The following is a 13,394-nucleotide window of genomic DNA, read 5'->3' on the forward strand; positions in this document are numbered from 1 at the left end:
GGCGGGCGGACAGGCCCCTGGCGCGGCCGGGCAATCCCTCGGCGCGAGCGAGCCGTATATACCGGTATGCAGAGGTTCCGGTTCCCCGTGGGCCGTCTCCCGGACGAGGCTCTGCTGTCCGGGCTGGCCACCGGCGATCCGGAGCTCGCCGTCACCTTCGTACGGAGGTTCCAGCACAAGGTCTTCGGTGTCGCCGTCGCCGTCACCGGGGACCCGCAGCTCGCCGAGGACATCGCCCAGCAGACGTTTGAACGGGCGTGGCGCCATGCGCAGATCTACGACTCCCGCCGGGGTTCCGTGACGACCTGGCTGACCACCATCGCCCACAACCTCGCCATCGACGCCGTGCGGTCCCGGCGGCCGGAGCCGCTGGCACCCGACGACATCGAGGCGATCCTGGGCGTCGTCAGCGAGACACCCGAGCAGTACGCCCTGGCCGACGAGGCGTCCTCGCGGCTGCGGGCCGCGGTGGCGCAGCTCCCGCGCGAGCAGGGCCGTGCCCTGGTGATGGCGGGCATCTACGGAATGACGGCCCAGCAGATCGCCGACTGGGAGCACATCCCGCTGGGCACCGCCAAGACACGCATCAGGACGGCGATGGGCAAGTTGCGCACCACCCTCGCCCCTTCCCAGGGGAGCGACCATGCCCAGTGACGTGACCTGCGAGAAGCTGCGGGAGATCGGCCCCGAGCTGGCCCTCGGCGTGCTTCCCGGCCGGGAACGCGCCGGGGCGGTCGCCCATCTGGACCAGTGCGCGGACTGCCGGGAGTACGTCGCGCAGCTCACCCTCGTCGGCGACCGGCTGATCGGGCTGCTGCCGTGCGGTGAGCCGCCGGTCGGGTTCGAGACCCGGGTGGCGCAGGCGTTGACACGGAGCGCACAGGGGCAGGGTGCGCAGACGCGGGATGTACAGGCGGAGGACGCGCAGGCCCGAAGTGCGCAGGTCGAGGATGTGCTGGTCGGGGGTGCGCCGGTCGAGGGCGCGCAGGTGGAGGGTGTGCAGACGGACGGCGCGCAGGCGCATGGCACTCCGGCGCACGAAGGGCGTTCGCGCGCCCGTGAGGCCGGCATCCCGCGTCAGGGCCGGCGCGGCCGCCGGGTACGGCTGCGGGTCGCCTCCGCGGTGGCCGCGCTCGCCCTCGCCTTCGGGTTCGGCGGCTGGGCGGTCGGCACGGCGATCGAGGAGCTCGCGGCCGGACCCTCCAGCCCCGCCGGAGCGCCCACGGGCATGCTGAGGGCCGCACTGGTCTCGGCCCGGGCTTTCGGGAAGTCGGCGGGCGAGATCTACGCCCACCCCGGGCCCGCGGGCTGGCTCTACATGTCCGTCGATCTGGCCGACACCGGGACGCCGTACGACGGCAAGGTCTCCTGCCTGCTGGTGCGGCACGACGGCAGCACGGTCCGCGTCGGCGAGTTGACCCTGCACAAGGGCTACGGCTACTGGGCCGGCCCCGCCCCCGTGGATGCCTCGACACTGGCGGGCGCCCGGCTGACGGCGCCCGACGGGACGGTCCTGGCCACGGCTCAGTTCGGCGCATCCGGTCTGGCGTAGGGCGGGCGCCTCATGGGCGGGCGCCTCATGGGCGGGCGCCCTGCCCGGTCGTACGTCCTGCGCGCGCTGTCCGGTCGCGCGCCCTGCCCGGTCGTACGTCCTGCGCGCGCTGTCCGGTCGCGCGCCCTGCCCGGTCGTGTGCACGGCACTTCCCCCTCGCGGCCGTGGTGGCGCACGGCACGAGCGCCGGCGCCACCGTGCTCCTGGTCGTGCTCGTGGCGCTGCGCCGGGGCGTGAATCCGCCTCACCCCAGGGTGAGCAGAACGATGGCGACGGCCGATCCCACCAGGCCGATCACCTGCGTCCGGGTGGCCCGCTCGTGCAGGACCGCGAGCCCGAGGACCGTGGGAATCGCGGGATACAGGGAGGCCAGGACGACGGCGATGGCCATCATCTGCCGACGGGCCGCCCACAGATAGAGGATGAGGGCGAAGCTCGCACCCGCCCCGACGATGACCGCCTCACCCAGCCGCCGCACGGGCTGCCGGAACCGGGGAGCCTGCCGCCAGGCGCTCGGGAAGAGGAGCAGGACGGCGGCGAGACGCCCGGCGGCCACGGGCCACAGACCGCTCGCCGGGGCGGCCTGAGCGAGGCCGATGTACTGCAGGGCCACCCCCGAACTGGCGATCAGCCCGTCCATCGACGCCTCCCTCCCGTCCCCGCCGCGACCGGGGTGAGTGCCGCCGGAGACGAGCCACAGGGCAGGAAGGGTGAGGCAGATCCCCAGCCAGGCCGCCGCTGTGGGCTGGTCGCCCAGGAGGAACACACCGCTCAGCACGGACAGGGCGACCCCGGTGACGGCGCTCACCGGGACCACGATGCTCATGGCTCCCCGGCTCAGCCCGCGGTTGAGGAAGTGCATGGCGGTCCCGCTGCCCACCCCCGAGAGGGCGCCCCACACCACATCCGCGGGCCGAACCGTCTCGGCAGGCACCAGAGCCGCGGCCACCACCGCGAACAGCAGACCGCCGACCTGCCCGAGGAAGGTGACCACGGTGAAGTGAACCCGGCGGGACAGCAGTCCGCCGGCGAAGTCGACGGCGCCGTAGCAGACCGCCGAGGCCAGCGCGAGAAGAGCACCCATCCACCCAACAGTTCCCAGGCGCGAGCGCTCGATCGCCCTCACCGCCGGGGCTGTTGCTCCCGCGGTGAACACCCCTCGCCGCTCGTCCGTGGCCCCTGTCCACCCATCGCCCTCGTCGTGCTCACACGAGTGCCTCACGCCTTCACGGTCCTCGACGAGCCTGACCTCGTCGGCGACGCCACGTACACGGTGTCCTTCCGCGGCGACCTGACCCACCGCCCCGCCAACGACGTCACGCACACCGTGACCGTCGCCAAGGCGCCCACGTCGATCGCGCTCACCGCCCCGGCGGAGGCGACGCTCGACGGCTTCCACATGAACCGGTGCCTTCACCGCGCGGGGCAAGGAGCTGCCCGAGCGGGCGGTGCTGAAGGTCGTCAGGACCGACCGGCTCGGCACCGGCACGCTGTCGTCGGTGACCGTCGCCGCGGACGGCACGTTCACCATCGACGACGTTCCGCGCGCCCGGCGCGAGGTGACCTACACGGTCAGCTGGCCGGGCGACGACCTGCACGATCGGTCCGGTCAACGGCAGGGGCGGCGCGCGACGCGCCTGGCCGGCCACCGCAAGGCCTGTCGGCCGATCCGCGGTCAGCGAGGTGAGGTAACCGGTGCTGTGGTCATGGACGGCATCTTCAAGCGGGGTCGGGAGCGATAGTCACGCAGCTCGCCACGCAGACGAAACAGGTGAGGCACCCAGGAACGTTCCTAGGTGCCTCACCTGATGTTTCACTGTCGGGGTGGCGGGATTTGAACCCACGACCTCTTCGTCCCGAACTCTCGGCCGGATGGTCGTTGCGGTCCAGGACGCTGGTCGTGAGGTCATCGACGGACATTGATCGCCACCTACGGTTGCGGTGGTGGTTGCTGTACTTCGGTGCTGTACCGCAACTGCATCCCGCCCGTGGACAACTCGGCATGAGACCTACGAATCGCGTGGCCTGCGTCGATCGGTGGTTGCTTTACCCCAGCGCCGGCCCGTTGTGGCGGGGACCAGGATTTGCGCGTTATCGGACGAAGCCGCCCGCCCAGGAGCACCGTTGTCCACCTCCGTCATCCCCGCCAGCAGCCGCCGCCCGCTGATGGCTTAAGCTCGCGGCCTACTCCGTGACCGCGGCACGCGTCGCCGCGACCGGAGCCCGCTGGTTCTTCTTGCAGGACGATGGGGTGGGGCACATGACTCTTCGGCGGAGGCTCAGATCCGGGTCGGGGGGCTTGTGGTCGCCGCGGCGATAGCCGGTGCGGTTCCCGGGCACGCGCTGGCGGCGACGAGCGGCACGCCGACCGAGGTCACGACGCTGCCCGCGCCGCAGCTCGCAGCGTTCCGGGGGGACATGCCGCTGGTGGCGGGTGCGAGTGGCTTCCTGCACCAGGAGCAGGGGCTGCCGGGCTACACGTGGACCGACTACGTGTCCGGGACGGACACCTCGCAGCCGCAGCTGACCGCCGTGCCGCTGACCAACACGAACTTTTTTTCCGCCGGTGGCGACCACGTCGCCTACCAGAACGGCGCGACGCTGGGCGTCGGTGACCCGACAGTGGCCGGTAGCTGGGTCAGCTACGACCTCTCCTCCCTCGGCGGCACCTTGCTGCACACCGTCGTCGCCGTCGGCGCGAACGGGACCCGCGCCCTGGTGCGGGAGACCGGCGGTGCCCATCTGCTCCAGCTCAACGCGGACGGCACGTCCACCGAGGTCGCCATGACCGGCCTGCCGTCGAGCACCGACTACATCAACGACGCCGTCGGGTACCAGAGCGGTGGCGACTACGTGACGGTCCGCAGCACCCCGAAGCCCGGCGTCACCGGCACCACCGCGTTCTACCTGGTGCGACTGGACACGGGCGCGGCAACCGCGGTGACGGCCGTCCCCCGCGCAGCGCCGTGGCCCCGACCGTCCACGGCGACTACCTGACCTGGCCCTCGAACGGCGGCATCTCGCTGGTCACGGTCGCCGACGTCCTCGCGGGGAGTACGGTCACCCCGACGCAGGTCCTGGCACCGGCCGGTTCCGGCATGCTGCTCGACTACGACGTCGTCGGCCAGCAGGTCGTCATGATGACCCGGGTCTCGTCGGGCGCGCTTGTGCTCAACTCCGTCCCGATCGCGGGCGGCCCGGCCACCCAGCTCGACGCCACGGTGACCGAGCCTGCTCCCAGTGCCAGGGTTCCCGGCTATCTGCCCCAGGGCCCCGGGGGCGCTCTCGTCGTCGGCGGCACCAGCACCAGCCAGGCCGTGCAGCGGCTCACCGCGGCAACGGACGGAAGCGTGAACGTCACCGTCGTGCGGCAGTTGCCGCCCCCGGCCGAGACCACCGCGACGCTGTCGATGGCGCACGGTCAGGTGCGCCAGGTCCTCACCGTTCCGCAGCTCAACGCCGCCACGCGCTTCGCGATGGCCACCACACCGCTGACCGGCTCCGGCAGCACCATCGGCAAGACGACGACCGGCTACCTGAGCGACGGCGGCCAGCCGCTCCAGGCCGGTCCCTGCGCGGTGGACGCCTTCTGCGTGCGCGAGACGGATGGCAACTACTACGGGCCGGTGTACACGACCACCACGGCGACCTCCGCCCGGGTGTTCATCAGCGGCCTTGCCCCGGAGAACTTCTCCTCGCCCGACACCCGCGTCGTGGACGCGGACAGCGAGTTCGTGCTCATCGACTCGGCCGGCTCCCAATACCTCTGGGAGCCAGGTCAGAGCGCGATGATTCCTCTGGGGTCGGCGAACGGCGCGAGCCTGTGGATGGGCACGCTCTGGCGGGCCACCGCGCCCGGCCAGATCCAGGCCAGCACGCCCCACACGGGGCTGGGCAGCGCGCCCACCCTCCAGCGGACCATCAGCACCGGGGCGTCCTGCACGCCCAGCGAAGTGCAAGTGGCGCAACACTGGCTCTACTGGAGCTGCGGCAGCAGCGGCCCGGCCGGGGTCTACGACCTGGCCACCAACGTGAAGTTCAGCGTCGACGCCGGCCCGGTGCTGCTTGGTGACGGCTATCTGGTGCGTCACGACGCGGCAAGCGGTGAGCTGCGGCTGACCGACGTGCACGCCGACTCCGTCGGCGCGACCTCTGTGCTGGCCACCCTCTCGCAGACCGCCGGGGCGAGCGACGACCGGGGCATCGACTGGACCGTGGACCGCACCAGCGGTGACGTTGCCTACACAGGCTCGGACAACATCGTCCACGTGCTGACCACGGGCGTGCCCGCCTCCCCGTCGCGGCCAACGCGGGGGCCTGGAACAACTCCATCACGCCCGGCCAGGCGTGGAACTTCCGCTTCGAGGCCAGCCGTCCGCTGGCGAACTGGCAGTTGGTGATCCGCCGGGCGACCACCGGACAGGTCGTCTGCAGCTACACCGGTGGCCCGACCGCCGCTCAGGGCCGCACGAGCTGGAACGGCATCCTCCAGGCCAAGACGGCCGCCTTCAACGGCTCCTACGACTGGCAGCTGCTGGCCGTCCCCGCGGACGCGCCCGGCGCCGCTCCGACGCAGGTGGCCGCCGGCACGATGGGGGTCTTCTACGGCCGCATGCCCTTCCACTCCTACGGCGAGAATGGCCAGTCCACCCTGCTCGGCGTACTGAAGCAGTCCGCCTTCGGGTACCGCAGCGGCTACGGCATGGACTACGAGGGCAACGGCCATGGCGGCTACTCCAGCCCCGGCGCGTCGAGCTACTGGAACCTCGGTACCGGCTCCGGTCAGCTCAACGCGGTCGTGCCCTTCGGCGACATCAACGGCGACGGCTTCAACGACATTCTCGTCCGGACCAGCGGCGGCGAGTTGGAGTACTACCCGAACCAGGCGGCGGGCGGCGTCCTCAACAACACCTCGCCGAAGGCGCTCGGTGGGGGCTGGAACATTTACAACCGGCTGGTCTCGGTCGGCGACCTGAACCGCGACGGCCACGACGACCTGATCGCCCGCGATGCTTCGGGCGAGCTGTGGATGTACCCGGGCACGGGCAGGGGCGGCTTCGGTTCCCGGGTCGCGCTCGGCGGGGGCTGGAACACCTACACCCGGATCGTAGGCGTCGGCGACGTGAACGGCGACGGCAACGGCGACCTGCTGGCGGTCGACACCGCGGGCGGCCTCTGGCGCTACCTGGGCAACGGCAAGGGCGGCTTCAACTCCCGGGTGAAGACCGGCACGGGCTACCAGATCTACACCGCGATGGTCGGCGTCGGCGACGTGGACGGTCACGGGCTCAACTCGGTCGTCGCCCGTGACACCTCCGGCGTGCTGTGGCGGTACGACTTCACCGCCTCCGGCTCGCTGCTCTCGCGGGTCCGCATCGGCAGCGGGTGGAACATCTTCTCCGACCTCTACTGATCCTCCGCCGCTACGGGCCGTCCGGCCCCGCCACTGAAACCAGGCCGCCAACCCCCGATCCTCCCGCGCGGACGACCCGCGTGGGAGGAGCCGGTCCGGGACGGTTGTCAGCCTTGGTCGTCGATGAGTACCCTCCGACGGCCCCAGGGATAACCCCCGGGGCCGTTGGCGTTACTCGCGCTTTCAGGCACTCTTGATGCGAACTACAGGCTAGGCGGCCGAGGTCTGCTGGGCTGGTCAGCGTGACTGTGAGAGACATGGGCGGTTGGCGCCGGTCGGTGGAGTTGCTGCACTTCTCTGCTGTACTGCAACGGCTCCGGAGGCCCCTTGGGACCCGGGCAACGCGGCAGGTCACGGCCCTGCATGTGACGACTCAAACGCAGCCAGCCCTCGAATAGTCCACCGCCGACTGAGCACCGCTTTAGGAGTTCGTTCTCCACCCGGCCGGGCTACGGCTCGCCTCGTGCACCGGTGCCGCACGCGGCTGCTGGTTGCCGCCGCCGTCCGTGCTCGTTGATGTCAGCGGTGGATGTCAGCGAAACAGCTCCGGCAACGGGCAAGCCTCCTGCTGTCATTGATCAAGCGGGCTCACCGGTGGACCGACGGCGGGCGCGGTGTCCAGCCCGGCTCAAGGCGCCTGCCGGGCGTCCGGGGAACGGCGGGGCGGCCTGGCGGCCCGGCGGCCGGAGAGGTGAGCCGTCGCGCTGTTACACAGCGGTGACGGTTCCCGTATCGATCACGGTTATGTGATCAGTCACACTAACTGCATCGCACACCGCAAGGGCCGAAACCGGGGGGCCGGACGGAGAACCGCGGGGCGATCTCCATGCTTCACCACTCTTGTCATCCCTGTGTCATCCCTGGGGGGATCACCATGTCTGCCGTGCTCGCGCGCCACCGCCTCACCCTCCGTGCCGCCGTCGCCACCGCCGCTCTCGCCGGCGCCCTGCTCACGCCGGCCGTCGCCTTCGCCGCCGACGGCCAGTCCGGCACCGACAAGCACTGCACCGCGACGCAGACCATCCCCTCCGCCTTCGGCGGCTGGACGGTTGACCTGACCAACAGCCTCTCGGCGGGCCCCAAGGCCGTACTGAAGGACGACAAGGGCAAGACGGTGTCCACCGTGGACCGCGCCCACCCCGAGGACCTCGCCAACGGCCTCAAGATCAAGAACGCGGACACCACCTCCCCGCTCTTCCTCGACCGCTCCCAGGGCGACCCGGCGCCGTGGCGCCAGACGCCGTTCCCGGCCCTGCCGAAGGACTGCGTGGGGACGGGCACGGGCAGCGGTTCCGGCACGGGTACGGGGTCCGGGTCGGGCGCCGGTACCGGCACCGTCACCGTCATCGGCAAGTGCACCGTGATGCAGACCATCCCCTCCCGCTTCGGCGGCTGGACGGTCGACCTGACCAACAGCCTCCGTAAGGGACCCAAGGCCGTGCTGAGGGACGGCAAGGGCAAGGCGGTGTCCACCGTGGACCGCAACCGCCCCGAGGACCTCGCCAACGGCCTGAAGATCGAGAAGGCCTACAGCACCGCCCCGCTCTTCCTCGACAACAACCAGGGCGGCGACTCCCCCTGGCGCACGACGCCCTTCCCGAAGCTGCCCAAGGGCTGCCTGAACACGGGCACGGGCACGGGCACCGGTAAGGGCACCACCCAGACCACCAAGGCCACCCAGACCAAGGTCGTCCCCACCGGCGCCGTCGCCGCGGGCGCCGAGGGCACCGGCAGCTCGCAGAACACCGCGCTGCTGGCGGGCGGAGCGGTCCTGGCCGCGGGCGGTGTGGTAGGCCTCGGTTACGTGGTGCGCCGCCGCCGCGCGGGTGTCTGATCCCCCGTCACCACCGCAGCCGGCGGGCCACCGGTCTTCACCGTCGGCCCGCCTTCCGCGTCTACCCCAGGCGCCTCCCCCAGCGCAGCCCAGGAAGCCCCGAGGAACCCCGATGAACGCGCCCCCGGCCCAGGAAGCGCCGCCCCCGTCCCCGCCCTCCCGCAGCCGCCTGCGCTGGATCGCGGCAACCGCGGCGGCAGCACTGGCCGTCGGCGGCTGGATGACGGTCGTCGCCGTACACGCCGACACCCCGGCACCCGCCGCACACGGCCCGGCAGCGAACATCACCGCCTCCGCCCCACCGCCGTCGCCCGCATCCGCTCCCTCGCCCACGTCCTCACCGTCTCCGATGCCCGCATCCGTGCCCGTGCGGGTCCGCATCCCGGCCGCCGGCGTCGACACCTCCCCCGTCCTCCAACTCGGCCTCGCCGCCGACGGAACCGTCCAGGTGCCCTCCGTCGCCCAGGCCGACCGCATCGGCTGGTACCGGGAGGGCGTCACCCCCGGCCAGACGGGCCCGGCCGTACTCATCGGCCACTTCGACACCGTCAACGGGCCCGCCGTCCTGCGCAACGCGACGCGCGTGCGTCCCGGCGACACCATCACCGTCGACCGCGCCGACGGCTCCACCGCCGTCTTCGCCGTACGCACCCTGCAGCAGGTGGACAAGAAAGACTTCCCCACCCAGCGGGTGTACGGCGACACCTCCCGCCCCGAACTGCGCGTCATCACCTGCGGCGGCGACCTGCGCGCGGGCCACCGCCCGGACAACATCATCCTGTACGCCGACCTGGTACGAACCTCCGCGAGCTGAGCCTTGCGGGGGCTAGTGGGTTGCGCTGGTGATACGAACACCAAGGGCGGCGGAGTCTCAATGGGCGCGGCAAGTCCCGGCAACTGCGGACAGTAGCCGGTGTACTAAACACCGGCCTCGCTGACCAGCGATCCAGCAGAAGCCCCGGCTCTGACCAGCTCAGATGCCGTGGGCTTCTGTCGTTGTTGGTTGGCGTCGGCTGACCTCGTACGGCCCGGAGACGGCCCGGAGGCCGCGCCGGGCCGCCGTTTCCAGGAGCACCGCTTTAGGAGTTCGATCATCGGGGCGTCACGGGCCTCGCAGGCGCGGGATGCGAGGTCGCCGGGAGCCGCTCGGGACCGCTGCTGTCTGCCGTCGTTGATGTCAGGTGTGGATGTCAGAGTCGGACTTGCCGGGAGCTTCAACGATCGGGCGCGCCAACTCGTCGGTTACCTGCGGGACGACCCGTTGAGCGTCCTCATGTTCCAGGGCTTCGACACGTTGACGACCCGTTCGATCGTCGCCATGTGGGCTGCCAGAAGGCCGGCCGCTTCGCGGCCCGGCCCGGGAGGTGGCCCCCTTCGCCTCACGGGCCAGGGCAGTGGCTCACATCGGCACCGTCGTGGTCATCGTCGGGATGACCGCCTGACACAGCGACTGGGCCGCCGACCGGCCGATGCCCGCCGTGTGGTCGCAGTACACCCATACGCCCACGTTGAAGGTGTATTCGTGTCCGGCCTTTACCGGCCACTGAATCGACATCGGGGAGTCGGTGACGAATCCCGGACTGGCCGCGTGGTCGGACTCGTTGACGCTGACCCGCTTGCGGTAAAGCCGGTGGGAGGCGCCCTGCCGGAACTGGCCGTCCTCCAAGATGGTGCACTCCGTACCGCCCTCGGCGGTGGCGTTGCTGCCGATGCCGTAAGCAGCCACGGCGAAGCTGTCGCGCACCCGGCGCAGCGAGTCACCGATCAGCACGCCGTCGGTCGGAGGATGGAAGAGCAGACCGAACCCTGCATGGGCTTCCACGAAGGTGCTCGCGCCGCCTGGGATCGCTCCGGGGGAGCCGGACCGGCCGTCGAGGCCGGCCTGACCAGTCGGCCGGTCAAGGATGCGGTTGAACGGCGGGCTGCCATTGGTGCGGTGCCAGAACCAACTGAAGTGGAAGGGCGGCCCCCACACCCGGGTCTGGATCGTCCGGATGGAGAGGGTGGCCTCTTCGGCGCCGGCGAACGTGTCCTCCGGGTGCAGGACACCCACCGAGTCGAGGTCCAGCGGCAGCGGCCGTGTTTTCAGCTCCTGGAGTGCCTTGGCGGAGGTCGGATCGGACTCGACCAGCTTCGCCAGCGGGCCGTTGAGGGTCGCCACCAGCTTGGCGTGCTCGGCTTCTGCTGCGCGCATCCGGTCGGTCTGCTGGGCCGCGTGCGCGGCCATGCCCTGGATCGAGCGCTCCACGGCAGAGTGATGCTCGGGTTCCAACTCCTCCGTGAACGTGATCTGGACCGCCGGTTCCACGACTGTTTCGTATGTCGCCGTCATGATCTCCTCGCACTCGCTCTCGATGGGAAACCGAGACTGCCGTCCGGCAAGCCGGAGCGATCTGCGAGCCGCCGGTGCAAATGGCAGATACGGTCAGCAGGCTGTGGGCACAGGAAGTTGGGCCGCTCCAGCGGTTTCGATGTCCGGCCCCTGCCCCTCACGACTGCAAGCTCCGCGCGGAAGGGCAGATCTCTGCGTCACTTCCAGTACAACGCCGTTAGAGCCCCGGCGCATCTCGGTCCGGAGACGGTGCTTGGACGTCACAGCAGCAGGGCGGTCGGCTGGATCGCCCACCGGCGCTCGGCGAACACACAGCGTGCGTACGCTCACGGCTGGAGGATAGTCACCTGGGCGGTGGAGCGGCTTTGGGCCGGGAGCTGCTTTGGCGCGAGTGATCATGGCCCCGTAAGCTTCCGGCGCGTCGGGCAGTCTGTGGACCTGCCCGGTAAAGCACGACGTTGGGGCCATGATCTTCGAGGCTCGCGCCAAAGTGGCTCCGTAACTGGCCGTTCTCTATCCGTCCGTGTGGTCGGAGGGGTTCGAACAGGGGCCTGGTTCGGGTGAGTCGGCCGGTGCAGGTGCATGGAAGAAGGGCCTCTTGGTAGCTCGCGGTTGTCGAATCCAGCGAGAAGCAAGAGGCCCTGTTGTCGAAGTGTCGCGTGGTCGTGGTCGCCGAGTCCAGTTCGTCCACTCCTGGGTGTGACTGCCTCGCCCATCGGTTCGGGAACGCGGCCGACCGGCCGGAGCGCCGGCCCCGGTACGACTCGGACATGAGCGATGCCGAGTGGGGGGTCGTGCGGGATCTGCTGCCGGTTCCCGGATGGCTGGCGGGCCGGGGCGGCAGGCCGGAAGGCTACTGCCACCGGCAGATGATCGACGCGGTGCGTTACCTCGTCGACAACGGCATCAAGTGGAGGGCGATGCGCGCCGACTTCCCGCCCTGGCCAGGGGTGTATGCCTTCTTCGCCCGCTGGCGCGACACGGGCCTGGTGGCCGAGCTGCACGACCGGCTGCGCGAGGCCGTCCGCGGAACTGAGGGCCGCGGCCCGGAGCCGACCGCGGCGGTCGTGGACTCACAGTCCGTGAAGGCGGACGCCACCGTCACCCACGCCTCGCGGGGTTACGACGCGGGCAAGAAGATCAACGGGCGCAAGCGACACCTGCTCACGGATACCCTCGGACTCCTTCTGGCCGTACTGGTCACGCTGGCGTCCACGACCGACCGGGACGCCGCCCGCGTCCTGCTGCCGCCGGCGAAGGGCCGCTTCCGGCGGCTTTCCAGGGTCTGGGCCGACGGCGGTTACACCGGACACCTCACCGACTGGACCACCCAGCACCTCGGACTGGTCCTCGACATCGTCCGCCGCAGCGACGACGTCCAAGGTTTTCAGGTCCTGCCTCGCCGCTGGGTCATCGAAAGATCCTTCGCCTGGTTCCTGCGCAGCCGGCGCTTGGTCCGTGACTACGAACGACGCACCGACACCAGCGAGACCGTCATCCTGTGGTCGATGACCATGCTCATGAGCCGCCGCCTGGCCGTCCAGCACCGGCAGCCTCCTGCTCCGGTGCGGGCAGCATGAACCTGCCCGGCTTCTCCTCGACCAGCCATCCCCGCTCCACCAGCCGTTTCAGCCGAGCCCTCGCCCCCTCGACGCGCGAGACGGACGCGCTGTCCCAGCCCAGCACCACCGCTGCCCGCCGAGCACCGAGCCCATCGGCTCCCGCCTCCAGGGCGGCGGCCATCAACGCCTGGTAGTCCACCGACAACACCTCGGTTCCGGCCGCGTCCTGGCGGTGAGGCACTGCCCGGCGCGGCCCCACCGGTTTCCTCTGTGACACCCCGTCGGCCACCACCGCGGGCGCATCTTCCTCGGCCAGCGCCTCCAGATACTGCTCCAGGCCGATCACCCGGTGCCTGAGCATCTCTTCCGCCTCTGCCAGAGCCGCCCGCACCCGCTCCAGCTCAGCTTCGAGTTCCTCCACCCGCACCGCCGCGGCCTTCTGCCGCGCTTCCAACACCGCCCGCATCGACGGCATCCGCCACCCCCACGACATCTCGGTCAGCAACGGACCGAGGCTCCCGCGACAACTGCGGTCTCATGCCTGACCAGCAGAAACCGCACACCAGGTTCGGAAAGAGAATGACCTCTAAAGCCGTGGAGCCGACCGGCCTCAGCCATAGAGGGGTTCTCTACCTGCGCCCGCATGCACGCAGCGCGCCGCCGGGCGCGGCCAGCCGGGGCGCAGACAGGAGGCAGGCCGC

12 protein-coding genes are annotated in these 13,394 nt (G+C 70.7%); 9 read left to right on the forward strand and 3 right to left on the reverse strand.

What is annotated here, in order from left to right; translation table 11 throughout:
• Positions 1-66 precede the first annotated feature (66 nt).
• Together AB0N14_RS20185 and AB0N14_RS20190 are read left to right on the forward strand one after the other, a co-directional pair.
• Entirely contained in the window at positions 67-654 is a 588-nt protein-coding gene (locus tag AB0N14_RS20185) for an RNA polymerase sigma factor (RefSeq protein ID WP_366027047.1), read from the forward strand.
• Complete coding sequence (locus tag AB0N14_RS20190; RefSeq protein WP_366027048.1) at positions 644-1,552, forward strand: zf-HC2 domain-containing protein; 909 nt, start codon at positions 644-646, stop codon at positions 1,550-1,552. The genes AB0N14_RS20185 and AB0N14_RS20190 overlap by 11 nt, the downstream gene beginning before the upstream one ends.
• 244 nt (positions 1,553-1,796) lie before the next feature.
• Here AB0N14_RS20190 and AB0N14_RS20195 read toward each other — a convergent pair whose 3' ends face one another.
• Positions 1,797-2,636 (reverse strand): EamA family transporter, encoded by an 840-nt coding sequence (locus AB0N14_RS20195; protein WP_366027049.1) that lies wholly within the window; start codon positions 2,634-2,636, stop codon positions 1,797-1,799.
• A 364-nt stretch (positions 2,637-3,000) separates the two neighbouring features.
• Between AB0N14_RS20195 and AB0N14_RS20200 the strand changes: the two genes are divergently transcribed.
• The 6 genes from AB0N14_RS20200 to AB0N14_RS20225 all read left to right on the forward strand — a co-directional run bounded on the left by AB0N14_RS20200 (position 3,001) and on the right by AB0N14_RS20225 (position 9,613).
• The gene (locus AB0N14_RS20200) at positions 3,001-3,294 is read left to right on the forward strand and encodes a hypothetical protein (protein ID WP_366027050.1); all 294 of its coding nucleotides are present in this window, start codon (positions 3,001-3,003) and stop codon (positions 3,292-3,294) included.
• 559 nt (positions 3,295-3,853) lie between these two features.
• Entirely contained in the window at positions 3,854-4,549 is a 696-nt protein-coding gene (locus tag AB0N14_RS20205) for a hypothetical protein (protein WP_366027051.1), read from the forward strand.
• Entirely contained in the window at positions 4,519-5,952 is a 1,434-nt protein-coding gene (locus tag AB0N14_RS20210; protein WP_366027053.1) for a hypothetical protein, read from the forward strand. The genes AB0N14_RS20205 and AB0N14_RS20210 overlap by 31 nt, the downstream gene beginning before the upstream one ends.
• Positions 5,949-6,965: a VCBS repeat-containing protein gene (locus AB0N14_RS20215; RefSeq protein WP_366027122.1), complete on the forward strand. Its 1,017-nt coding sequence runs from the start codon at positions 5,949-5,951 to the stop codon at positions 6,963-6,965. The genes AB0N14_RS20210 and AB0N14_RS20215 overlap by 4 nt, the downstream gene beginning before the upstream one ends.
• Before the next feature lie 874 nt (positions 6,966-7,839).
• Positions 7,840-8,799: a hypothetical protein gene (locus AB0N14_RS20220; RefSeq protein ID WP_366027054.1), complete on the forward strand. Its 960-nt coding sequence runs from the start codon at positions 7,840-7,842 to the stop codon at positions 8,797-8,799.
• A gap of 112 nt (positions 8,800-8,911) precedes the next feature.
• Positions 8,912-9,613, forward strand: coding sequence for a class F sortase (locus AB0N14_RS20225; protein WP_366027055.1), 702 nt, complete (start codon positions 8,912-8,914; stop codon positions 9,611-9,613).
• Positions 9,614-10,198: 585 nt separating this feature from the next.
• On the opposite strand, the gene AB0N14_RS20230 is transcribed toward AB0N14_RS20225, so the two are convergent.
• Positions 10,199-11,131 carry a hypothetical protein gene (locus AB0N14_RS20230; protein WP_366027056.1) on the reverse strand — a complete coding sequence of 311 codons (933 nt, stop codon included), beginning with the start codon at positions 11,129-11,131 and terminating at the stop codon, positions 10,199-10,201.
• Between the two features lie 770 nt (positions 11,132-11,901).
• Between AB0N14_RS20230 and AB0N14_RS20235 the strand changes: the two genes are divergently transcribed.
• Positions 11,902-12,711 carry an IS5 family transposase gene (locus AB0N14_RS20235; RefSeq protein ID WP_366027057.1) on the forward strand — a complete coding sequence of 270 codons (810 nt, stop codon included), beginning with the start codon at positions 11,902-11,904 and terminating at the stop codon, positions 12,709-12,711.
• Here the strand turns inward: AB0N14_RS20235 and AB0N14_RS20240 are convergent.
• Complete coding sequence (locus tag AB0N14_RS20240) at positions 12,650-13,159, reverse strand: hypothetical protein (RefSeq protein WP_366027123.1); 510 nt, start codon at positions 13,157-13,159, stop codon at positions 12,650-12,652. The genes AB0N14_RS20235 and AB0N14_RS20240 overlap by 62 nt on opposite strands.
• Positions 13,160-13,394: the final 235 nt, after the last annotated feature.

Origin of the sequence: Streptomyces sp. NPDC051104 (assembly GCF_040682835.1) — a bacterium.
Lineage (GTDB): Bacteria > Actinomycetota > Actinomycetes > Streptomycetales > Streptomycetaceae > Streptomyces > Streptomyces cynarae.

Excerpts from the sequence above, each read along its gene's own strand:
- AB0N14_RS20230 (WP_366027056.1), bottom strand. The coding sequence starts at position 11,131 with ATGACGGCGACATACGAAACAGTCGTGGAACCGGCGGTCCAGATCACG.
- AB0N14_RS20185 (WP_366027047.1), top strand. The coding sequence starts at position 67 with ATGCAGAGGTTCCGGTTCCCCGTGGGCCGTCTCCCGGACGAGGCTCTG.
- AB0N14_RS20195 (WP_366027049.1), bottom strand. The coding sequence starts at position 2,636 with ATGGGTGCTCTTCTCGCGCTGGCCTCGGCGGTCTGCTACGGCGCCGTC.
- AB0N14_RS20220 (WP_366027054.1), top strand. The coding sequence starts at position 7,840 with ATGTCTGCCGTGCTCGCGCGCCACCGCCTCACCCTCCGTGCCGCCGTC.
- AB0N14_RS20190 (WP_366027048.1), top strand. The coding sequence starts at position 644 with ATGCCCAGTGACGTGACCTGCGAGAAGCTGCGGGAGATCGGCCCCGAG.
- AB0N14_RS20225 (WP_366027055.1), top strand. The coding sequence starts at position 8,912 with ATGAACGCGCCCCCGGCCCAGGAAGCGCCGCCCCCGTCCCCGCCCTCC.
- AB0N14_RS20240 (WP_366027123.1), bottom strand. The coding sequence starts at position 13,159 with ATGCGGGCGGTGTTGGAAGCGCGGCAGAAGGCCGCGGCGGTGCGGGTG.
- AB0N14_RS20235 (WP_366027057.1), top strand. The coding sequence starts at position 11,902 with ATGAGCGATGCCGAGTGGGGGGTCGTGCGGGATCTGCTGCCGGTTCCC.